Source organism: Sneathiella marina, assembly GCF_023746535.1.
GTDB lineage: Bacteria > Pseudomonadota > Alphaproteobacteria > Sneathiellales > Sneathiellaceae > Sneathiella > Sneathiella marina.
Genome location: NZ_CP098747.1, coordinates 3,617,742 through 3,640,485 on the forward strand (window position 1 = coordinate 3,617,742; position 22,744 = coordinate 3,640,485).

The 22,744-nt window shown below is 53.5% G+C and carries 19 protein-coding genes; 9 read left to right on the forward strand and 10 right to left on the reverse strand.

Going from position 1 to position 22,744, the window contains the following annotated elements; genetic code table 11:
* Window positions 1–21: 21 nt before the first annotated feature.
* Entirely contained in the window at window positions 22–801 is a 780-nt protein-coding gene (locus tag NBZ79_RS17435; protein ID WP_251933889.1) for a tetratricopeptide repeat protein, read from the forward strand.
* A 145-nt stretch (window positions 802–946) separates the two neighbouring features.
* On the opposite strand, the gene NBZ79_RS17440 is transcribed toward NBZ79_RS17435, so the two are convergent.
* Entirely contained in the window at window positions 947–2,383 is a 1,437-nt protein-coding gene (locus NBZ79_RS17440; protein WP_251933891.1) for an aldehyde dehydrogenase family protein, read from the reverse strand.
* Window positions 2,384–2,798: 415 nt separating this feature from the next.
* Between NBZ79_RS17440 and NBZ79_RS17445 the strand changes: the two genes are divergently transcribed.
* Both NBZ79_RS17445 and NBZ79_RS17450 read left to right on the forward strand, forming a co-directional pair.
* Complete coding sequence (locus NBZ79_RS17445) at window positions 2,799–4,319, forward strand: acyl--CoA ligase (protein WP_251933893.1); 1,521 nt, start codon at window positions 2,799–2,801, stop codon at window positions 4,317–4,319.
* Window positions 4,319–5,302 (forward strand): 2-dehydropantoate 2-reductase, encoded by a 984-nt coding sequence (locus NBZ79_RS17450; protein ID WP_251933894.1) that lies wholly within the window; start codon window positions 4,319–4,321, stop codon window positions 5,300–5,302. Before NBZ79_RS17445 ends, NBZ79_RS17450 begins: the two co-directional genes overlap by 1 nt.
* 24 nt (window positions 5,303–5,326) lie before the next feature.
* Here the strand turns inward: NBZ79_RS17450 and NBZ79_RS17455 are convergent, their stop codons facing one another.
* The 5 genes from NBZ79_RS17455 to xsc all read right to left on the reverse strand — a co-directional run bounded on the left by NBZ79_RS17455 (window position 5,327) and on the right by xsc (window position 12,793).
* Window positions 5,327–6,271, reverse strand: coding sequence for a dimethyl sulfoxide reductase anchor subunit family protein (locus NBZ79_RS17455; protein ID WP_251933896.1), 945 nt, complete (start codon window positions 6,269–6,271; stop codon window positions 5,327–5,329).
* A gap of 4 nt (window positions 6,272–6,275) precedes the next feature.
* On the reverse strand, window positions 6,276–7,010 hold the full coding sequence (locus NBZ79_RS17460) for a 4Fe-4S dicluster domain-containing protein (RefSeq protein WP_274706811.1): 735 nt from the start codon (window positions 7,008–7,010) through the stop codon (window positions 6,276–6,278).
* Window positions 7,007–9,865, reverse strand: coding sequence for a molybdopterin oxidoreductase family protein (locus tag NBZ79_RS17465; protein WP_251933898.1), 2,859 nt, complete (start codon window positions 9,863–9,865; stop codon window positions 7,007–7,009). The genes NBZ79_RS17460 and NBZ79_RS17465 overlap by 4 nt, the downstream gene beginning before the upstream one ends.
* A 34-nt stretch (window positions 9,866–9,899) precedes the next feature.
* Window positions 9,900–10,901: a phosphate acetyltransferase gene (gene pta / locus NBZ79_RS17470; protein ID WP_251933900.1), complete on the reverse strand. Its 1,002-nt coding sequence runs from the start codon at window positions 10,899–10,901 to the stop codon at window positions 9,900–9,902.
* Window positions 10,902–11,014: 113 nt separating this feature from the next.
* Window positions 11,015–12,793, reverse strand: a complete 1,779-nt coding sequence (gene xsc / locus NBZ79_RS17475) for a sulfoacetaldehyde acetyltransferase (RefSeq protein ID WP_251933902.1) — start codon at window positions 12,791–12,793, stop codon at window positions 11,015–11,017.
* Window positions 12,794–13,161: 368 nt separating this feature from the next.
* On the opposite strand from xsc, the gene NBZ79_RS17480 reads away from it, so the two are divergent.
* The 3 genes from NBZ79_RS17480 to NBZ79_RS17490 all read left to right on the forward strand — a co-directional run bounded on the left by NBZ79_RS17480 (window position 13,162) and on the right by NBZ79_RS17490 (window position 16,983).
* Window positions 13,162–13,698, forward strand: coding sequence for a hypothetical protein (locus NBZ79_RS17480; RefSeq protein WP_251933904.1), 537 nt, complete (start codon window positions 13,162–13,164; stop codon window positions 13,696–13,698).
* A 232-nt stretch (window positions 13,699–13,930) separates the two neighbouring features.
* On the forward strand, window positions 13,931–15,610 hold the full coding sequence (locus NBZ79_RS17485; protein WP_251933906.1) for a flavin-containing monooxygenase: 1,680 nt from the start codon (window positions 13,931–13,933) through the stop codon (window positions 15,608–15,610).
* A gap of 134 nt (window positions 15,611–15,744) precedes the next feature.
* The gene (locus tag NBZ79_RS17490) at window positions 15,745–16,983 is read left to right on the forward strand and encodes a TIGR03862 family flavoprotein (protein ID WP_251933907.1); all 1,239 of its coding nucleotides are present in this window, start codon (window positions 15,745–15,747) and stop codon (window positions 16,981–16,983) included.
* A gap of 26 nt (window positions 16,984–17,009) precedes the next feature.
* Here NBZ79_RS17490 and comE read toward each other — a convergent pair whose 3' ends face one another.
* Both comE and comD read right to left on the reverse strand, forming a co-directional pair.
* Window positions 17,010–17,573, reverse strand: a complete 564-nt coding sequence (gene comE, locus NBZ79_RS17495; RefSeq protein ID WP_251933909.1) for a sulfopyruvate decarboxylase subunit beta — start codon at window positions 17,571–17,573, stop codon at window positions 17,010–17,012.
* 2 nt (window positions 17,574–17,575) lie between these two features.
* Window positions 17,576–18,073 carry a sulfopyruvate decarboxylase subunit alpha gene (gene comD, locus NBZ79_RS17500; protein ID WP_251933911.1) on the reverse strand — a complete coding sequence of 166 codons (498 nt, stop codon included), beginning with the start codon at window positions 18,071–18,073 and terminating at the stop codon, window positions 17,576–17,578.
* 142 nt (window positions 18,074–18,215) lie between these two features.
* On the opposite strand from comD, the gene NBZ79_RS17505 reads away from it, so the two are divergent.
* From NBZ79_RS17505 to NBZ79_RS17515, 3 genes are all read left to right on the forward strand, one after another.
* Window positions 18,216–18,674 carry a hypothetical protein gene (locus NBZ79_RS17505; protein WP_251933913.1) on the forward strand — a complete coding sequence of 153 codons (459 nt, stop codon included), beginning with the start codon at window positions 18,216–18,218 and terminating at the stop codon, window positions 18,672–18,674.
* Window positions 18,675–18,858: 184 nt separating this feature from the next.
* On the forward strand, window positions 18,859–19,446 hold the full coding sequence (locus tag NBZ79_RS17510; RefSeq protein ID WP_251933915.1) for a hypothetical protein: 588 nt from the start codon (window positions 18,859–18,861) through the stop codon (window positions 19,444–19,446).
* 114 nt (window positions 19,447–19,560) lie between these two features.
* Window positions 19,561–20,187: a hypothetical protein gene (locus tag NBZ79_RS17515; RefSeq protein ID WP_251933917.1), complete on the forward strand. Its 627-nt coding sequence runs from the start codon at window positions 19,561–19,563 to the stop codon at window positions 20,185–20,187.
* Between the two features lie 157 nt (window positions 20,188–20,344).
* Here NBZ79_RS17515 and NBZ79_RS17520 read toward each other — a convergent pair whose 3' ends face one another.
* Window positions 20,345–21,376, reverse strand: a complete 1,032-nt coding sequence (locus NBZ79_RS17520) for an acyltransferase family protein (RefSeq protein ID WP_251933918.1) — start codon at window positions 21,374–21,376, stop codon at window positions 20,345–20,347.
* A 234-nt stretch (window positions 21,377–21,610) separates the two neighbouring features.
* On the reverse strand, window positions 21,611–22,726 hold the full coding sequence (locus NBZ79_RS17525) for a nitronate monooxygenase (RefSeq protein ID WP_251933919.1): 1,116 nt from the start codon (window positions 22,724–22,726) through the stop codon (window positions 21,611–21,613).
* Between the last annotated feature and the right edge of the window lie 18 nt (window positions 22,727–22,744).

Sequence of the window (22,744 nt, forward strand, 5' to 3'; positions counted from 1 at the left end):
GCATAGTTAAGGGGAACGCCGGTGCCTTTTTTGGCAGCTCAACAGGGAAATGCGGACGCGCAATTTAAAGTGGGTCTGAAATACCTCCTTGGAAAAGATATACAGCAAGACGATAAAATTGCCGCCAAATGGTTCACCTTTTCCGCTGAACAGGGAAATGCCGATGCGCAATTTAACCTTGGCTTGATGTATGCCCGTGGCCGAGGCGTGCAGAAATGCCTGGCAACTGCAGCGTTGTGGTACTCAAAATCAGCCGAGCAGCATAATATCCATGCTTGCCATAATCTGGCTGTCCAATATGAAAATGGTCGCGGGGTTAATCAAAATTACGAAACGGCGGCCCGGTGGTATAGAATTGCCGCAGAACGAGGCGACGCTGACGCCCAAACCAATTTGGGTTTCTTGTACGATAATGGACGGGGAGTTGCCCAAAATTATGGAGAAGCCGTGAAATGGTATTCTCTTGCTGCCGAACAGGGAAAATCCCGGGCACAATATAATCTTGGCATGATGTATCGTCTGGGTCTTGGTGTCCCACAGGACTACAAGGCGGCTATGAGCTGGTTTCTGACGTCGGCGGAGCTTGGAGACCCGGAGGCACAATTCGCCGCAGGGCTGCATTACGCCAAGGGGTTCGGCGTTCATGCGGATATGGTACTGGCCCTCAAATGGTGGAAAATATCGACAGCGTCGGGAAATGACGACGCGGAAAAGCAACAATCAATCCTGATACAGGCAATGTCCGACGCACAAATCAGCGCCGCTCAGGCAAGCGCTGACGACTGGATGATGTCGCGCTAAGCAATCTCTAAATCCCTAACTATCTAGCATATTGCTGGCTTGAAATTGTTGAGCTCCCCTACATACAAGAGAGCTCAACAGTATTCATATTCAGATCAGGCCGGTGCGAAAGGGTAACAACTGACCGGTTCGACCGGCTGTCTACCTACTCTGCCCAGCCGCTAACGGATTTGACTTCCAGAAAATCTTCCAGTCCCCAAACACCGCCTTCGCGACCATTGCCGGATGCTTTCATGCCGCCGAACGGACTACCGGCACCGCGAGACTGGCCATTCATTTCAACCATGCCCGAGCGAAGACGGTTTGCAACGCGGCTGCGTTTCTCGCCATCCTGGCTTTGAACATAGTTGGTAAGACCATAGGGCGTATCATTGGCAATCTGGATAGCTTCTTCTTCCGTATCAAACGGGATGATGGAAAGCACAGGGCCAAAAATCTCTTCCCGGGCAATTGTCATGCTATTTGACACATCCGCAAAGACTGTCGGACGAACGAAATAACCGCGATTGAGGCCATCGGGACGTCCCGGTCCACCTGCGACAAGATTGGCGCCTTCTTCAATCCCTTTGTCAATCAGCCCCTGAATCTTGTTATATTGTAGTTCAGAGACAACAGGACCAATATGGCGTCCTTCCTTGGATGCGATATCGACCGCAACACTATCGGCAGCAGACGCAGCGGCTTTGACGGCATCATCATAGATTTCACGCTGTACCAGCATGCGTGTCGGGGCATTACAGGATTGGCCTGTGTTATTGAAGCAATGCATGGCGCCCCGCTTCGCGGCTTTCTCATCGGCATCAGCGAAAATGATATTCGCGCCCTTGCCACCCAGTTCCAGATGAACCCGTTTAAGCGTTTCCGCCGCGTTCTTCGAAATCGCAATTCCGGCGCGGGTCGATCCCGTAAAGGAAATCATGTCCACATCAGGGTGCGAGGATAGTTGCGAGCCAACACCAACGCCATCTCCATTTACCAGATTGAACACACCGGCGGGAGCGCCTGCCTTATCAATGATTTCAGCAAAGACATAAGAAGACAGCGGCGAGATTTCAGACGGTTTCAAAATCATTGTGCACCCGGCAAGCAAGGCCGGGATGACTTTCAAGGTCACCTGGTTCATCGGCCAGTTCCAGGGTGTAATCAAACCGCAGACCCCTGCCGCTTCATAGATAATCCGGTCGTTCGGTGCATGTTCCCCGAGTTTGCGCTCAAATTCAAAACCCTTGGCTGTACGCAGGAAATTCTTGATATGGGCTCCGCCGGCACCCACTTGCTGTGTGGAGGACATATCAATGGGAGCGCCCATTTCCATGCTGATAGCCGCCGCCATATCCGCGGAACGCGCCATATATTCTTCAAGAATTCGCTCAACCAAAGCAATACGTTCTTCTTTCGAAGTAACAGACCAGGTTTCGAAAGCCGCTTTGGCTGCGGCTACAGCAGCATCCGTATCGGCCTGATCCCCGAGGGAGATGACGGCACATGGCTCTTCATTGGAGGGGTTAATGACATCAAAATCGTTCGCTTTGGCTGGCGATACCCACTGCCCATTGATATAAAATTCGCGTTTTTCAAGCATTCTTCAGACCTTGTATTATTTATGGCTGCCCGAACATGTCCAGGCAAAGGAATATTGTTATTAGTCGTCGAAAAGACGCCTGCCCCGATGTTACTGCTATTTGCAGCCTGCGTCCACATCGCCGACAAGTCTGTGACTAGCTTATAATATCAAGCTAAAAAGTAAAAATTCAAGTCGCAAAATGACATGTAAACGCAATGCTTGCAAAAACGGAAAGCGCTCGCGTACTATTGAGGCATCAATAGTTGAAAATTCTTGTATAAACGACCTTCATTTTTCGTCATGCCGCCGCCGACGAACAGTCATTGTTTGGAAATATAATATTGCCCTGACAAGACTGCTGCCAGTAATAAACCATCCATATGCGTCTATTTCCAGCGCATGTGACGCCTGATTACGAGGAGAAAAGAAACCGATGCCTGCAACCAGATCTCTCACAGAATTACTCGAGCAGGGCCGAGTTGACGCGCCTGCCATTAGCGCACCGGATCGATCAGACTTAACCTATGGCGACCTTCAGAAGCTGGCCCGGAACACGGTCACGCGCCTGAATGAATTGGGTATAGGCCGGCAAGACAGAGTAGCGATTGTGCTGCCGAACGGGCCGGAAATGGCAAGTGCTTTTATTACCATTGCTTGCGGCGCAACAACTGCGCCGTTAAATCCCGATTATAAAGCGGATGAATTTGAATTTTACCTGAAGGATTTATCCGCAAAGGCACTCGTTGTCCTCGACGGCAGTGATAGTGCCGCTGTTGCGGTTGCCAAAAAAATTGGGGTATCGATACTGGAACTTCATGTCCCGGAAGGAGCGGCTGCCGGAGAATTCGAGCTAAAGGGTTCGACGAGAGGAAGCACAAGAAATCCAGGTACGGCGGAACCAGAGGATATTGCGTTGATCCTTCACACGTCCGGGACAACGTCCAGACCAAAGATTGTCCCGCTCAGCCATATCAATGTCTGTGCCTCAGCCCGCAACATTGCAGAATCTCTCGATCTCGGCGCGGCAGACAAATGCCTGAACGTCATGCCCTTATTTCATATTCATGGGCTGATTGCTGCCGTTCTGTCTTCGCTCCATGCCGGTGCCAGTGTCAATTGCACCCCCGGTTTCAATGCGCTGAAATTCTTTGCACATATGGATGAGGCGGCCCCCAGCTGGTACACCGCAGTCCCGACCATGCATCAGGCTATCCTTGCCCGGGGTCCGCGCAACGCAGACTCTATCAAAAATGCTCATCTGCGGTTTACAAGATCGTCGTCCGCCTCTCTCCCGCCGCAAGTCATGAAATCCCTTGAGGAAATGTGGGGCTGCCCCGTGGTCGAAGCCTATGGCATGACGGAAGCCGCCCATCAAATGGCCGCCAATCCATTGCCGCCGGCGAAACGGGTACCGGGAAGTGTTGGCATCGCCTCCGGTCCTGAAGTCGGCATTATGTCGGAGGATGGCACTCTCCTCAATGCAGGTGAAACCGGCGAAATCGTCATTCGCGGTGACAATGTCACCAATGGGTATGAAAATAATCCATCGGCAAATGCGGAAGCCTATACAAATGGCTGGTTTCGAACAGGCGATCAGGGGATTGTTACGGAAGAAGGATATATCTCCATCACCGGCCGCCTGAAAGAGATCATCAATCGCGGGGGAGAAAAAATCTCGCCCCGGGAAGTGGATGAAATATTGATGAACCACCCCGCCGTTGAGCAGGTGGTCACCTTCGCCATACCCCATGATAAACTGGGCGAGGACGTGGGGGCTGCTGTCGTTCTTCGGGACGGTCAAGGGTCGACTGAAGCCGAGTTGAGGGACTTCGCGGCAAAAAGCCTCGCGGCCTTCAAGGTTCCACGGAAAATCAAATTGCTGGACGAAATCCCCAAAGGTGCAACGGGTAAATTACAGCGCATCGGCATGGCGGAAAAGCTGGGAATGATATAATGAAAATATGTATTTTTGGCGCCGGGGCAATCGGCGGACTTGTTGGCGGGTTGCTGGCACGGCAAGGGGACGCGGAAATTTCCCTCATCGCCCGCGGACCGCATCTGGACGCCATAAAGCAAAATGGCCTGACCATAGAAGCCGATGACGGGACATTTGTTCAAAAGAACGTCCTTGCAACGGACAATCCGGACGACCTTGGCGTGCAGGATTATGTCATTATCGCCCTCAAAGCGCATTCCGTTCCGGCGGTCGTTCAATCCATGCAGCCGTTATTGGGGCCTGATACCGCGATCGTGACAGCCCAGAACGGATTACCCTGGTGGTATTTTTACGGGGTATCCGGGGAACATGCGGACAAACGGGTAAAGGCAACGGATCGGGACGGCAGTATCTGGGATAAAATCGGGCCCGAACGGGCCATCGGTTGCGTCGTATATCCGGCGGCAGAGGTTATCAGGCCCGGCGTTATTCTACATCGGGCCGGGGATAGGTTTCCCGTGGGAGAACCCTCAGGCGAGCGGACGGAGCGGGTAAAGAAAATCTCTGATCTGTTGATTTCTGCCGGTTTGAAGGCGCCGGTGCGCAAGGGGATCCGCAATGATATCTGGGTCAAGCTGTGGGGTAATCTCAGCTTCAACCCGATTTCCGCCATAACCGGCGCCACATTGGATGTGATTTGCGGTGACGACGGCACACGATCGCTGGTTCGGAGCATGATGCTCGAAGCCCAAGCAATCGGTGAAGCGCTCGATGTCAATTTCCCGATCGACGTTGACAAGCGAATTGCCGGGGCCGCCGGTGTCGGCGCCCACAAAACATCCATGCTCGTCGATCTGGAATCCGGCCGGCCCATGGAAATCGACGCGCTCGTCTCCTCGGTGCAGGAACTCGGCGTCATCACCGGACATGCAACCCCCACAATCGACGCCGTCGCTGCACTCGTAAAACAAAAAGCAATGTTGGCCGGATGCTATGGATAGATGATGGATACGGACGTCAAAATCTTACGACTGATCATGCCCGTAGAATAATCCGACCACATGCTGGGCTTCCGCAAAAAACAACCAGCGCTCAGTAACAATACCGGCGGAGGCGGAAATCGCGGCGATCCAGGTGATTATCGGCATAGGTGCCACATTCATCAGGCCCGCCAGCAGGCAAAGAAACGGCACAAGGAAAGCCAGCAGCCCGGCGATTTTTCGCAATTTCAGCGCATGCCTTCTGGCGATTTGAAAGCCCATTTCCTTCATCACCCAGTTATCCTCGGTATGGGGGACTTCAAATTGTTTGACGGCACCCAAATGCCCAAGACCCGTTGCCGTGCCCGCATTGCTTGGCGATGTGGTTTGATCGATGGACGACCAATAAAAAAACTTGATCAGGGCGCTTATCAAAATCAGGATCAGGGCGGCGGTGACAACAAATTCATTGGCAATACCAAAGCTCGACGTGAGGGCCGCCAGCCAAATCGCCCCGCTTGTCAGCCCAAGGGTGAGATATACCAGAGGGACGAGACGGTGATGCCATTGCCGAATTGTTCGTAAAGAGGCGTAAATCATCGCTGTCGAATAAATCGTGACAAGCGCCATAATTGCCGCGACAGCCCCCCAAAATGCCCAGCCGCCAATGGCATTGCCATAGCTTACCCAGCCAAAGGCGAAGAGCAGCACCGGAGCATAGGTCAAAATTGCCGCAACACCCTCCCGCGACAGCCAGGAACTTCGCCATTGAGACAGGGCGCGCCACGCCCGTTCCGGATGATGAAGATGAAAGGTCGAGGACAGTAACCCGCCACTCACCAGGCCGAGAGCCAGAAGCAGCGTCACAGCGCCGAACCAGGGATCCGTCGGCAAATAACCAAGGGGAACCATAATGCCCAGCAGGACAAGGATACCGTAGCCGGCACCGGAGGCCGTTGTAAAAAAAATGACGGAGGCGGCGGGATGCATGGCGTTATCCTAATTTTTCGAGGGCGGCGTCGAGCCATCCGAGAAGGCTGCCCGCTTTCGGTGCTTTCCGGGTTGAACAGGGAGCATCCGGTTTTTGCTTGGGCCGCGGCGGCAGGTATTTATTGACCGGCTTTGTGCCCTGTTCGGGCATGAGATCCATACCACCACGGGCCAATACCAGAAGGCTGACCTCCGAGTCCGGATCACTGAAATCGCCAAAATGCCGGGCTTTGGACGGGCAGCTGCGAACGCAGGCCGGTTCCCGGTCGATTTCGGGCAGGTTCTCGTTATAGATCCGGTCAACACAGAGCGTGCATTTCTTCATCACACCGGCATCGGCGTCCATTTCACGGGCGCCATAGGGGCAGCTCCAGGCACAGAGACCACAGCCGATACACCAGTCCTCATTGACCAGAACAATGCCATCTTCGGTGCGCTTGTAACTGGCACCGGTCGGGCAGACCGTGACACAGGGCGCGTCTTCACAATGCAGGCAGGAGCGTGGGAAATGGACGATTTGCGCCGGTGCATCCGGCGGCGTTACCTCATAGGAATGCACCCGGTTGAGCCAGCTTCCCGTGGGCGATGCTCCGTAAGCGTCCTGATCAGACAACGGTGCGCCGTAGCCGCCGGTATTCCATTCCTTGCAATTGACAACGCAGGCCTGACAGCCGACACAGGTGTCCAGATCGATGACGAGGCCCAATTTACGGTCGGTATGTTTAGGTAAGGTGGTCATTTAGTCCATTCCTTTCCATAAGCAACAGTATCCGGTCCAACACCCACGGGGGAGTCCTGCGGTTCGAACTCCGGTTCAGATTGCATCGTCCCGTCATCCTCCGCTTTTTCGATGCGAACCCGCAAATCGTACCAGGCGCCCTGCCCGGTGATCGGGTCGGAGTTGGACCAGCGCATGCCGTCGCCTTTGGCGGGCAGCAAATCGCTGATCAGATGGTTCAACAGAAAGCCTTTTGTCGTCTCCGGCGCACCCGGCTTCAGCGCCCAGGCGCCTTTGCGTTTGCCGATGGCATTCCAGGTCCACAGGGTTTTCGAATTGACCGCATTCATCCGCTGCACCGGTACTTTTATGCGTCCGTGATGGGAAATCACCCAGGCCCAGTCGCCGTCTTCAAGCCCTGCGTCATCGCAGACATTTCCCGGGACATAGAGCGGGTTGCGCCCATGGATCTGACGGAGCCACGCATTCTGTGTTCCCCAGGAATGATACATGGCGGCAGGACGCTGCGTGATGGCGTGCAGCGGGAAATCGGCCAAGTCCCCCGATTGCTCCAGCCGGCTTCCTTCGCCGGGCGCATACCAGATCGGCAACGGATCGAAGGCCTCCAAAATCTGCTGCTGCAGATAGTCCGGCGGCACGCAAGCGCCATGGCCTTCCGCCGCGCGCTGGAATTTTGACAAGGTCTCCAGATATAGCTGAAATGTCACGGGCTGCGGGGAATCATAGAACCCCATGGACACGGCCCACTCCTGATACCCGGCATTGGCATGTTTAAAAAACTGTGCGTCCTCGGGGATATGTTCGAGGAAAAATCCGCCATTTTCGATATAATCATCAAGCTGGTCAGGATTGACATCACCGCGCCCGCGCGCCGATTTATCTTCGCCGCGAAAGCCGGCCAGCGGCCCGATACCGGGCTTGCGCTGATGATTGACAATATAGTCGGCATAATCCGCATATTTGGCGCTGCCGTCGTCATTGACCATGCCGTCAAGACCGAGACGCGCGCCCAGCTCCAGTATGACGCTTTGAAAACCGCGCACATCCCGATCCGGCTCGATCACCGGCCAGCGAATGGAGTCCGCCGCCGCTGTCGGCTCGCTGATGGGGCGGTCCAGCATGGAGATGCAATCATGCCGTTCCAGATATGTCGTATCGGGCAGGATCAAGTCCGCAAAGGCGACCATTTCCGACGAATAGGCATCGGAATAAATGATCTTGGGAATAACATAGGATCCGTCCTCCTTCTTCTCGGACAGCATCTGCATCATGCCCTTGCTGTTCATGGAGGAATTCCAGGCCATATTGGCCATATACATAAACAAGACATCGATGGGGTATGGATCACCATGATAGGCATTGGCGATCACCGTATGCATCAGGCCATGCACCGACATGGGATTTTCCCAGGAAAACGCCTTGTCGATCCGCTTCGGTGAACCATCCTCCTCGATCAGAAGATCTTCCGGCCCGCGCGGATAACCCAGATGCGGCCCGGCAAGGGGCTGGTTGGGGGCGAATTCCGCATTTGGCACTGGATGTGCCTCCATCGGTTTTGGATAAGGCGGTTTAAACCTGAACCCGCCGGGGCATTCGATGGAGCCCAGCAGGATCTGCAACAGATGCAGCGCCCGGCATGTCTGAAAACCGTTGGAATGTGCGGATATTCCGCGCATGGCATGGAAGCTGACCGGCCGCCCGATCATTTTCTCATGACGCTCCCCGGTCATGTCCGTCCAGGGCTGATCGATGGTGATCTCTTCTTCAAACGCGACACGTGCCAGCTCAGCCGCCAGACGCTCTGTTTGTTCCGCCGGAATGCCGGTCTGGGCAGCGGTCGCCGCCGGTGCATAGGACGGATCGGCGTATTTCGTCGCCAGCAGCTCAAAAACCGGGCGCGCCGTGCGGCCATCCTCAAGTGTCACCTCGCCTTTCAGCGCCGCATTGCGCCGTACCGTTTTCGCCGGCCCGAGTTTGTTGGTCTTGCGGTCCAGTGCCAGCGGATTTCCGTCGGCATCCCGGGCGAAAAGCCCGTGGTCGGCCGCGCCCTCATCGTCGATGACAAGCCACCCGGCATTGGTATAGCGCAGCAGGTAATCCAGATCCACCTGACTGGCGTTTAGCAATTCATGGATGATCGACAGAATGAACAGACCATCCGTTCCCGGCGTCACCGGCACCCATTCATCGGCAATGGCATTATATCCCGTGCGTACCGGATTGACGCCGACGATTTTGGCGCCGCGTTCCTTCAATTTTGACATGCCCAGCTTTATGGGATTGGAATCATGATCTTCCGCCACCCCGAAAATCATGAACATTTTGGTCCGTTCCCAATCGGGCTGGCCAAATTCCCAAAAGGCGCCGCCCATGGTATAAATACCCGCCGCCGCCATATTGACCGAGCAGAAGCCGCCATGGGCCGCATAATTCGGTGTGCCAAACTGTTGCGCCCACCAGCTGGTCAGGGACTGGCTTTGATCCCGTCCGGTAAAAAACGCCAGCTTTTTTGGGTCATCCGCCCGCACGGGCGCCAACCATGAAACGGCCTTTTCAAAGGCTTCTTCCCAGGAAATCTCCTTGAACTTCCCCTCGCCCCGCTCCCCGACCCGCAACAAGGGCGCGCGCAGCCGCGAGGGCGCGTAATGCTGCATGATGCCGGCGGACCCCTTGGCACATAGCACGCCCCTATTCACCGGATGATCCCGGTTCCCCTCGATATACCGGACCTTGCCATCGCGCAAATGGACATTTATCCCGCAGCGGCAGGCACACATATAACAAGTGGTCTTGCGAATTTCATCGGATACTTTCGGGGAGGTATCCACATTCGGTTGAGACGGTCCTGCGCTCATCGAGCAATCCTTTTCATTGGCGGGTACATATTATTCATACTGCGTTTTGGGCCTGTAATACGGTTACGGCAATTATGCCGTAAACGGCATCGGCGTCACAGCCGCGGGACAGATCATTCGCCGGCTTGGCAAGCCCCTGCAAAACCGGGCCGATTGTTTTCGCCCGGCCAATGCGTTCGGCAATCTTGTAGCCGATATTCCCGGAATTAAGGTCGGGAAACACAAACACATTTGCCGCCCCGGCAACATCTGATCCGGGCGCTTTCAGGGTGGCAATTTCAGGGACAAATGCCGCGTCAAACTGTATGGCAGGCTCGACGGATACTCCGGGGCGGCGCTGCTGCAAAAGAGCTGCGGCATTCTCGACTTTCGTCACATCCGGATGAACGGCGCTTCCCCGGGTCGAGAAGGACAGCATGGCTATTTTCGGATCATCCTGCAGAAGCGACTGGAGACTGTCGGCAGCCGCGGCGGCGATTTGCGCCAGTTCGTCCTCGTCAGGCGAAACGACAAGGCCGCAATCGGTAAATAAAACGGCTGTCTTAACGGGATGGAATTCCTCGCCCATGATCATCAGCGTAAAACTTGAAACCATCGAATACCGCTGATCGACGCCAATGACCTGCAAGGCGGATCGAACCACATCTGCGGTCATGTGGCGCGCGCCGGCAACAGATCCATCAGCATCGCCAGATCGCACCATCATGTTTGCAAAGTTCAGGCAATCGCGTACCGCTATTTCTGCGTCCGCGAGATTTAGCCCCTTATGCCGGCGCAAGTGAAGAAATTCCTCAGAATAGGAGGCGTGATGCGCCGATTGCGCCGGGTCGATAATGGTGATCTGATCATTGCTGTCCCCGGCTGCGCGGGCAAGGCCACGCACTTCATCGACGGGGCCAAGCAAGGTAATGGTGGCTATTTTTTCCTGCAGGGCCCGGACAGCGCCTGCCACAATTCTCGGATCCTGTCCCTCCGCCAGTACAATATGCTTCGGTGCCGATTTCGCACGGGCAATCAAATCGTCAAATTGTTTCACGGTTGAAGACGCCCCCCTTTCCATCACCGAACCTTAGACCCGTTGCCAGCAGACTGGCAAACGATAGATGCAAAATAAAGGGGCAGTCTTTGCCGCCCCTTTATTCCCGTTGGTTATGCGCCTTTTTGAGGGCGCATGTCTTTGGCGTCAACACCCGCGACAGAAACAGGCGCCTTCATCGCATCGCGACGGAAAGGCTCTCCGAGTTCCTGATTGAGGATGACCTCGATAAAGGTTGTTACACCATCGTCTTGCGCTTTACACGCCGTCTGCAATGCCGAGGTCAGCTCGTCTTGCGTATGAACCGTGACCCCTTTTAATCCGCAGCCTTCTGCAACTTTGGCATAGCTTAAATGCGGGTCCAGCTCCGTGCCGACGAAATTGTCGTCATACCAGAGAATGGAATTTCGCTTCTCGGCGCCCCATTGGTAATTGCGGAAAATAACCATGGTAATCGCCGGCCATTCTTCACGGCCGATCGAGCTCATTTCATTCATTGAGATGCCAAAGGCGCCATCTCCGGCAAAGCCCACAACCGGCGTATCCGGACAGCCGATCTTGGCGCCGATGATGGATGGGAACCCGTATCCACAAGGTCCGAACAATCCAGGCGCCAGGTATTTGCGTCCCTTTTCGAAGGTTGGATAGGCATTTCCGATGGCACAGTTATTTCCAATATCACTGGAGATAATGGCCTCTTTCGGCAAACCAGCCTGAATAGCACGCCAGGCTTGCCGCGGGGCCATTCTGTCCGCATCCCGGGCGCGGGAATCCGCGTTCCAGGTTGTGCCCGGATCATCATCTTCATGATCCATGCTCGACAATGTCTGCAGCCAGGCTGATTTTGTCTGGTGAATGATCGATTTGCGCTGTTCCCGGTCTGCATCGCCCGCCGTATCGGACAGGCTGGCCAGCAACTGCTCGGCAACCATTTTGGCGTCACCGCAAATACCAACCGTGACTTTTTTTGTCAGGCCAATACGGTCTGAATTCATGTCCACCTGGATAATATCGGCATTTTCCGGCCAGTAATCGATACCGTAACCGGGAAGCGTCGAAAATGGATTAAGCCGGGTGCCCAATGCCAGAACCACGTCTGCCTGCTTGATCAGCTCCATGCCGGCTTTTGATCCGTTATAGCCCAGCGGACCCGCCGCCAGTGGATGGGAACCCGGAAAACTGTCATTATGCTGATAGCCACTGCAAACCGGTGCGTCCAGCCGTTCCGCCAATGCCTGGCATTCGGGGATGGCGCCGCCGATAACCACACCCGCACCGGAAAGAATAACCGGGAATTTAGCGTTGGAGAGCAACTCTGCCGCTTTTGCAATGGCATCGGCGCCGCCCGCTGGCCGCTCAAGGCGAACGATTTGCGGCAGCTCAATATCAATGACCTGCGTCCAGAAATCGCGCGGCACATTGATTTGTGCGGGCGCCGAGCCGCGAATGGCTTTCTCGATAACCCGGTTGAGAACTTCCGCCATACGGGACGGATCCCGAACCTCTTCCTGATAGCAGACCATGTCCTTGAACAAGGCCATTTGCTCGACTTCCTGAAAGCCGCCCTGGCCGATTGTCTTGTTCGCCGCCTGCGGGGTGACCAGCAACATCGGTGTATGGTTCCAATAGGCGGTTTTGACCGGCGTCACAAAGCCGGTGATGCCGGGGCCATTTTGTGCAATGGCCATGGCCATTTTACCGGTTGACCGCGTGTAGCCGTCGCAGATCATGCCGGCATTGGTTTCATGGGCGCAATCCCAGAAGGTGATACCGGCCTGACCGAACAAGTCGGATATGGGCATCATGGCGGACCCGATAATACCGAAACCATGCTCGATGCCATGAAGTTGCAAAACCTTGATAAAGGCTTCTTCCGTTGTCATTTTCGTCATTATACGTTCCTATCTATATTCCTGTGAAACGCCGAATTTTCCGCATCTCAACTCTAACCCAAAGCCTGCAACAGGCGCAATTTCCGACCGCCTGCATTTTCCTAACAAATGAAATATTGCGATAGGTCCAGAAACAAAGAAAGGCTAATACCACATTGCAGAATAAGGGACCGGGACAACAGCGGTCTACAGGGGCTTCGAAAGACAGGTATAGTCAATCCTGATCAATGCGATAGCTACAATCAATTTGTATAGCTGCAAGGAGATCAACTAGATATGTGACGGTATCGTCATGGGAAGGTATCGCCTTCGCGGACATCCATCAAAATGGGGAAGGACTGACAGATGAGAGAGAGAAAGAGCAGTAAATGAAACCTGAACCCTCACTTCCCCAACGCGGAGCCCGGAACGGGACCGGCTATAAGCTCCTCTTTACTGGCGCTATTTGCACCCTCCTCATTTTGATTACGCTGTTGATCGCCCCTCGATTGGCTGAGTATCGCTGGTATCGCGATATGACGGCATTGACCCCCTTCTATGATGTTGAGGTCACCTATGTCAACGTAACAGAGAACGCCGTTACGCTGGGCGGAAACCTGACAAAACGGCGTTGCGTGTTCAATGAGCTTGTTGGCTACGTTTATGGTGATGACGGGATTCGCCACAGGGTTATGGTCGATTTTTCACCTGAGACCGAGCTGACGGGTGTATCGGGTAATCGCCCGCCTTCTGACACAGCGGAAGCCTGGGGTCCCTGGAGACTCACGATTGATGAGGATCGTAATGTAACCCCGGTAGGTTGGGAGATCCTTGCCGGGCATGTTAATTGCCCCTCTTCGCCCACCGAGCAGACCAACCTGTTCGCAAAAGGCGACTTATTGGCAGAAGACGGCCGAAAATCATGATCTTCACCCGTGCATATGATGGCCGGGCCGGACCATAAAGACGGCAGTATCCGATATTTTGTTGATAAGGGCGGCACTAAAGAAAGGCTAACACCACTTTACGAAATGAGGAAAGGCGGATAATCGCGGGTCTCCAACAGTTGCATTGTCGCAGGTTATGGTTTTTAATATCCCTAAGATGAGGTTCAGCCTCAGATTTTCCGGCGAGTAGAAGTCACTTAAGGAGCAATCCATGACCATCGCAACTGAGACGCATTTCGAGGTTATCGTAATTGGTGCCGGTGTAGCCGGCATCTACCAGATGAAACGCCTGAAGGATATGGGCGTTAAGGCGACCGTTCTGGAAGCCTGCGGTGATCTTGGCGGCACCTGGTACAATAACCGCTATCCCGGAGCCCGGTTCGATTCTGAAAGCTATACTTATGGCTACTCCTTCTCGCAGGAGGTGTTGGACGAATGGCACTGGAAAGAAAAATTCTCCCCCCAGTCGGAAAACCTGGACTATCTGAATTTTGTCGCGGACAAATTTGATCTTCGCCCCTACATGCAATTCAATTGCAAGGTGACAGCGGCCCATTTCGACGAAACGGACGATCTTTGGAAACTGACCCTGAACGATGGCCGTGCTCTTACATGCCGGTTTGTCATCATGGCGCTGGGCTTGCTGTCGACGCCGACCTTGCCGCGGATCGAGGGCATGAAGGACTTTAAAGGCCCGTCCTTTCACACCTTCCACTGGCCCCATGAACCCGTCGAGTTGAAGGATAAAAAAGTCGCGGTGATCGGGACCGGCGCGACGGCCATCCAGCTGATTGCGGAAATTGCCGATAAAGTCGGCGAGCTTAATGTCTTTCAGCGGCGTCCCAACTGGAGCGCCCCGCTCAATAACAGCCCGATCTCAGCGGCGGAAATGGACGATATTCGCGCCCGCTATGACGAAATTTTTGCCACCTGCGCCCGGACACCCGGCAGTTTCGAGCATGAGCCGGACCGCCGCGGCTTCTATGAACTGTCCCGCGAAGAGCGGGTCAAGCTGTGGGACCGGCTGTATGACGAGCCCGGCTTTGGCATCTGGCTGGCAAATTTTCGCGAGATCTTTACCGACGAAAAGGCCAATGAGGAATTTTCCGAGTATATTGCCGATCGCATCCGCGGCCGCGTCAATGATCCGGTGACGGCGGAAAAGCTTATTCCCCGCGATCATGGATTTGGCATCCAGCGGGTGCCGTTGGAAACCCAGTATTTCGAGGCTTATAATCGCGATAACGTCCGTCTGATTGATATCAGTGAAACCCCCATTGACCGGGTGACGGAAACCGGTATCCGCACCAGTGCAGAGGATTTTGACGCCGATATCATTGTCTATGCAACCGGCTTCGATGCCATCACCGGGGCCTTTGATCATATCGATATCCGCGGCCTCGGCGGCGAAACGTTACGGGATAAATGGCGTGACGGCCCGTCGACATTCCTCGGGATCCTGATCCATGGCTTTCCCAATCTGCTGATGCCCACGGGTCCGCAAAGCGGCTCCGCCTCGACCAACTATCCGCGCGGGATCGAGAACGGCGTCAATTGGAGCACGGATCTGCTCGATTATAGCTGGCAACGGGGTTTTACCCGGCTTGAAGCAACCCAGGAGGCTGAAACCTCCTGGACCGAGACGGTGACGAAAATGTATGCGATTATGCTGATGCGAAAGGCGAAATCCTGGTTCACCGGATATAATTCAAATGTGGAAGGCCATGAAGAAGGCAGTATCCGCTATTTCGTCTATAATGGCGGCACCCCCCGATATGTGGCCTCGATCAATGAAGTGGCGGGGAATGATTATGAGGGTATTAATTTCTCTGTGGCGGGGCACCCCGGACAGGACGGGGCTGCGGAACCGGACAGACATCTCGCCGGTTGATGGTCTGAAGGGCTCTCGGCAAACACATGAAATATTTGAATGGGTTTGGCCTGAAGCATGAAAACTATTCATGCTTTTAATCCGCGCCCATTGCCCCTATAACCAGCCCTAGCAAAGCTGATCAGAAAAGGCCGTTGACATTGGCGCCACGCGAGAAAATAGTTGCCATCATCGGCGCCGGGCCCGCTGGCCTCATTGCCGCGCAGAAATTGAGCGGGATTGAAAATCTTCAACTTCATGTTTTTGACCAGAAGCCGTCCGTGGCGCGAAAATTCCTGATTGCCGGTCGTGGCGGCCTCAACCTGACCCATTCGGAACCACTGACGCACTTCACTGAAAAATATGCGGAGAATGCAGAACGGTTTTCTGCCTTCCTCAAACGGTTTTCGCCAGAGGATATGATGAATTGGGCTGCCGCCCTCGGTATCTCCGTGTTCAAAGGATCCAGTGGCCGGATATTTCCCGACGGCCTGAAAGCGACCCCCTTGCTCAGGGCCTGGTTAAAAGAGCTGGAGCGCGCGCAAGTGCAGTTTCATCTCAGACATCGCTGGTTGAAAACCGGGGACGACCAGACGCTTGTTTTCAGCACGCAGGACAATCCGGCCCTCGCATTCAAGGCTGATGCCATATTATACGCAATGGGCGGCGCCAGTTATCCGCATCTGGGGGCCATAGGTGACTGGATCGATCCGCTGCGATCCGCCGGCATAAACATCGCCCCGCTCAGCCCCAGCAATTGCGGCTTTCAAACCGGCTGGAGTGATCATTTTATCAGCCGCTTCGAAGGAGCCCCGCTCAAGAATATCCGCCTGTCTCACGAGAATCGCCGCATCGCCGGGGATCTTGTGATCACGAAAAGCGGGCTTGAAGGCGGCGCCCTCTACGCGTTGAGCAAACCGTTGCGCGAACAGTTGAGCCGCGGGTCCGTGCCGATCATCCTGCTGGATTTGAAACCTGAAATGGCTGCGCCCCAACTCGCAGGAGCCTTGTCGGCACCTCGGGGGAAAATATCCCTGTCCAACTTCCTCCGCAAGAAACTGAAATTCTCGCCAATTCAAACCGCACTGCTCCATGAATTCGCGGCGAAGGAAAAGATGACGGACCCTGAAAAACTGGGCAAAACCGTAAAGGCCCTACCCATACCACTGCAGGCCATCAACGGCATTGAGCGCGCCATTTCATCGGCCGGCGGGGTCAAGTTCAAGAACCTGAACAATCAGCTGATGATCAAAAACCTGCCGGGTCAGTTTGTCGCCGGGGAAATGCTCGATTGGGAGGCCCCGACCGGCGGCTACCTGTTGCAAGGATGCTTTGCCACGGGCGTTGTCGCCGCCGAGGGCATTGCCAGATATCTGGATCCGGCCGGGCGGTAACAGCAGGTGCCAGGCCGGGTCCGCCCTCAGCCGTTGCGTTTCTCGATTTCCGTCATGAACCGGGCGCGAATAACCACCGGGTCCATGGTAATGACCGGCACCTTGATATTGCCGGACTCGCATTTACAGACGATGATCGTCATCTTGTCGCCTTCAATTGCGCGGCGCAATGCCTCCGCCGTGTCCTCAGCCGCACATTCAATGACATTTTCGCAGCCACAAGCCGTCGCCACCGCTGCCAGGGACGTTTTCTTGCCGGCATAGGTTGGCTGATCCCCGGTTGAGCCATAACTGCCATTATCAATGATCAGCAGAATGAAATTATCTGCCACATTATTGGCGATGGTCGGCAAGGTGCCGAAATTGGTGAGCACCGAGCCATCCCCATCGATGGAAATGACCTTCTTATTCTGCGCCAGCGCCACACCGAGACCGATGGAGGACGACAACCCCATGGTCCCGAGCATATAGAAGGTGCTCGGCTGGTCATCAATCATATGCAGTTCCTGGCTTGGCAGGCCAATATTACAGACCACCAGCTGATCGGCAATAATCGGCGCGATCTCCCGTAAAACATCTGAGCGGATCATTCTCAATACCCCTTCCAAAAAGACGCGTCGGTCAGCACCGCGACGGGTTTGTTGCACATATATGTATGTTTCAAGATGGCATCCAGTTCCGTCACATCCTCTTCCTTGTGAAAATGATAAGTCGGGATATGAAGCTGCGCGAGCAGGGCCTTTGTATGAACCGCCATTTCCACCTGACAGGCCACGGGCTCCCCCAGTTCCCCGCGGTAACTGATGATCATCGGCAAGGGCAAACGATAGAATTGCGTCAAGGTCACCAGGGTATTGATGGTTACGCCGATGGCCGTATTCTGCATGATGATGGCCGACCGCTTGCCGCCCATATAAGCCCCGGCGCAAAGGCCAATCCCCTCATCTTCCTTATTCGACGGCACATGGTGAATATCCGGGCTGTTCTCGATTTTATCAATGACGCCGGCCAATTGCTTGCACGGAACCGTGGTCACGAATTCAACGTTATTCGCTACAAGATCACTGAGTATTTTATCATCTACGGACACATGGCCCTCCTTCAAGAGATTGGTCAGTTGCTCCCTCGCCAACTTAGTCCAAGTGGCGATCAGAATAAATACCTCGAATCCGGCATCCAAATTCCTGCGCATGACAATAGCGTCAAATCGGACAAACAGCTATGGTTCGCCGATGTATATTCTTCGCACGCAAAATTGCCGGAAAAAGGATCTTGAGAAGAGATGGGCCTTGCCCGACCGGGTATTTTTCGCCTGTGGCGCCTGTCAGGTCCTGGCCCATGTATTTATGGAAAAAAACGCGCCTGCGGACGCCCAGGCCATATGGATCAAGCCGAGCGCGGGCCATACCGGAAACCACATCATCGTCTCCTTTGCAGATCGGGTCTTCGACTATCACGGCTACACGGAGAAAAATCGGTTTCTCGCCCATTACTGGAAAAGGGCAAGACAGGTTTATCCCGGCTGGGATGCGGAGCTGGTTGACATAACACAGGACGCCCTTACGACCGAAGGCCCGTCGGCTATATATGACGGCCTGTGGCTGCGCGCACCGCATCAGTTCTTCAAAAACCCCCTTCCCCGCGCCGAAGCATTTCTTGCAAAAGTCCCGAAGCATATGAAAATAGTCTAATTCCGGCACCCGGTTCCAAGCCGACTCCAGCACAACCAGAAAGCGCTTGCATTGTAGAAACACTACACCTAGCATCAAGGTGGAGCAGTAGTATTAAAATAAATTAAATCTAATATAAGAAGAAAAATACTCCTACTACAAATAAATAAATCCATTCTATCGTTCTCGAAGAAAGTGAAGAGAAATGAAATTTTTATCATTGGCCCTAACCGCTCTAGTGCTGGTTGCTTGTGCCGCCGGAGCCGACTTCAGCAGGGTCGATTACAAACAGGAAGTGTTGGGTCAGACGAAAGCCACCGACATTGTTCAGAAGCTTGGCTCGCCTTTTAAAACGGCAAATCAAACAAAGAATGGTGAGAATGTTCAGATTTTCATATACAGCTACGCGAAAGCCGGAGGCAACGCGGATGCCGAAGGCGTGACACCGAGTCGATCTCAAATATTCTATTTTCACGATGATCTTTTAGTTGGCAGCGAGTTCACAAGTTCCTGGGCCGGTGACTCCACCAATTTTGACGCAACGAAAATCACCTCTATTGAAGAAAAGAAAACAACGGTTGACGGAGTAGTAAAACTCTTTGGTCAGCCGACCGGGGAATATATGTTTCCAGTTCTGGAAAATAAAGGCGAAAGGGCCTTGATCTATCGTTACAGTCAAACGAAGGTTTTTGGACTGGATATTCAGGTCCTGGATAAAAAGCTTGTCGTTAGCTATGACCCATCTACAAAAATTGTTACGGCAATTGATTATGTCAAAAGTGGGATTGAATGAAATTTGACGCCCAAAATGCGGCACGGTAATACGCCGGCGATTGAAGGCTTGATCAGGCGAAATGAACCGTTTCGCCTGATGTCGTCCTTAGAATAAAAGGCTGGAAAATTTTAAATGAAATCAACTTTGGTATCGTTGTTTTTTCTGTTCGTTTTGACTGCCTGTGCGACGCCCAAGCTGGACGGAAATTTTAAATATGCCGCCGACAATCCGAAGGGCATGATTGCAGTCCTAGATTATCGAGTAACACAAAAAGCACAGGTCACTATTCGTCGGATAGAGATAAATAAAAGCCGAATTCTCGGCAAGGCGTATGTGCTCGGCAGAAGAGGTACCGTAAGTACGCCAGCCTATCATTTAATGGAAATCCCTGCAGGTACCTATGTCGTTGTGGCCATTACAACGAGTTCAAGGATAGGGTACACAAGATATGTCAAAAATAGATGTTATACACCCGCTCTGGAAATATTCGAGGTACAGCCTGGAACCGTTAATTCTGTTGAAATCGGTAAGCTTGCGGCCGGAAAAAATGTCAAATCACCTGATCTGGAAAAAATCCTGAGGCCCTACCCCGGCATTACAGCTCCCATCAGGCAGGCCAAGCTAAGGGGATATGCAAGTGTAAAGGGGATATCCTGCAAATCCCTTATGAGAGATGATGTTGATGTGAAAATATTAGTCAATCAGCCAAAAAAACTGACAATTGCGGATATGGGAAATCAACAACGAACTCACAATTGATATTAAAATTGAGCTGTCCCGCATATCGACTTATTTTGATTAACATTGAAGGCAAGGTAATAGGCGGATGAAGGGGGTTTCAAACCCTCGACACGGTTGCCCGTATAGATAAATTCAATAGATCTGTCTTCAGCCTCTCGCTTCTCCCGGCCCAAGGCTATCGCAGCTTTTTAGCGAAGGAAAGCGACGGGCGCTCAATCAGGCGCCAGGAAAACACGGCACAGGTCAGGGCCAGAGGCAGCGAGATCATGATATTCACCAGGGGCTCGGTCACGCCCTGCTGCGCGGTAATCTGCTGAATGGGGAAGGCATAGATATAAATACCATAAGAATAGTCCCCAAGCTGGTTATAGTGCCGGATCAACCCGTCCGGCAAATAGGCAAGTAAAAAAACCCCATAGGCAAGGGCGATAACAAACGCTTCGCGAAAAATGGGCGTGGGATAGCAAATCACCGCCGCTGCCGCCAGACCGAGACCGATGGACAGCCTGAGCCTGATCTTCTCGCGCCAGACAAAGAAAACAACGCCGGTCATAAAAGGCAATGCCAGCCCGGCCAGCTTGACCAGACGCTGATGCGGCTCGAAATACATCACAATACTGTAGGCAACGAGAAAGGCGATTGTAGCAAGTATCGTCAGCGGACGGTTATTAAGGACACCGGCCAGCCCCAGCAGGCAGACTGAAATATAGCATATTAGCTCGTAATTCAGGGTCCAGAGGGGAATGTTGATAGTGTTGCGCACCGGATTATCCATAAACACACCGGGCAAATTATGCTGCAGGAAAAACAGCGTGAAATTTCTTGCGATATACGCGGGAATAGCCTCCAAAAGCGTATACAATGGCGCCGACGTCAACAGGGGCGCAAGGATAAAGGCCGTGAGAAGAAGGACCACCAGCAACGCCGGAAAGATCCGGAATATCCGGGCCGACCAGAAAGATCTGAGGTTGTTTGCACGCACAAAACTCTGGGCAATCAGAAATCCGGAAATGGCGAAAAAGACATAAACGGAGACCGTCCCCAGGTCGATCCCCTTCAGAAGGCTGGAAAAGGGCTGCTCATTGACCAGCCCGTCAGACACGGCCCAGGCATGGGAGACAAGAACACCAATCGCCGCAACCATTCGGATCAGATTTAGATTGTTGTCACGACCCTTGGCAAAATCGCTAATGTATTTCGGTTCCACGGGCGATGTCTCATCCCTGCTCCACTATCTTTATATTATCGGTAAGGACAGTAAAACATTCAGTTGTTACAAGGACATACTCATGATTACTTTGGAATTATTTTAGTATAGTTTAGCAATAATTGAAAGAACTTCCTGTTTCTGCGAATTCGGCGGCCGAATTCGAACCTGTTTCACCCGAAGACTCCACAGCGCCACGGACTGGAGGAATGACCCCGTTAAGTCGTTTGATTTCTATTCTCCGAGCATTCCATCCAGGCGTTCTTTTGAGTCCAACAACTCATTAATGAAGTCATAAACGACTTCCTTGACGCTGGTTTCCTCTGTCATGTCGCCGACAATTTGACCAACGGGATAGGTTAGAAACTCTTTCGCCCGCACGCGCTCCACTCTCGATCGGCCTTCCTGCCACCAAAGATAGTTCTGAAGAGGGGCCGGCAGCATCGCCGGCGCATCCTCGGCATTCCAGGCTTTCGAAAACGTGTTATTGAGTGTCCTGCAGGGCTTGCCGGTAACAGATCTGGTCAAGATGGCATCATCGGCTGCAGCTTCAAACATCTTTGACTTGATCTCCGGCGGGACCTCGCTTTGAACGGTTTTCAACCAGATGGATCCGCACCAAACCCCTTCACAGCCAAGGGCCAGCGCCGCGGCAAACTGCCTGCCACGGCCAACGCCACCGCCGCCCAGCACCGGCATGGGATCGACGGCATCAACAATATTCGGCCATAAAACCAGAGAGGAAATGTCGCCGGTATGGCCCCCGGCCTCTGTCCCAACAGCAATGACGAAATCACACCCGGCTTCTTTATGTTTGATCGCATGCCGGGCCTTACCGGCCAGGGCAGCAATTTTTATGCCTTTGGAATGAGCCCTTTCAATCAACTGGGCCGGGGGCGTTCCCAGCGCATTGACAATCAGTTTAATCGGATGGCTCATGGCCCGCTCCACCATCTCAAGGCTTTCGCGCGGGGTGAAGTTCATGCCCTTCACCATATCCCGCATAATTTGCTGCTCCTCGGCCTCGGGGAGGGGCGGCACACCCGCTTTATCCAGCATATCGCGGACAAACCGGACATGTTCCTGCGGCAACAGTTTTTCCGGATCATATTTCAAATCACCTGAATCCTCGACATTTCCCGACATCAGAACATCGATGCCATAGGGCCGCCCCTCTATATGCGCATCAATCCAGTTGAGTTCTTCTTCCACCCGGTCCGGATCCATTCGCGCCATACCCAGAACCCCCATGCCGCCGGCTTTGGAGACTTCAACAACAACATCCCGGCAATGAGAAAAAGCAAATATCGGCACATCGATACCAAACATTTCGCAGAGTTTGTTCTTCATTTTTTTTCCTTTTTACGA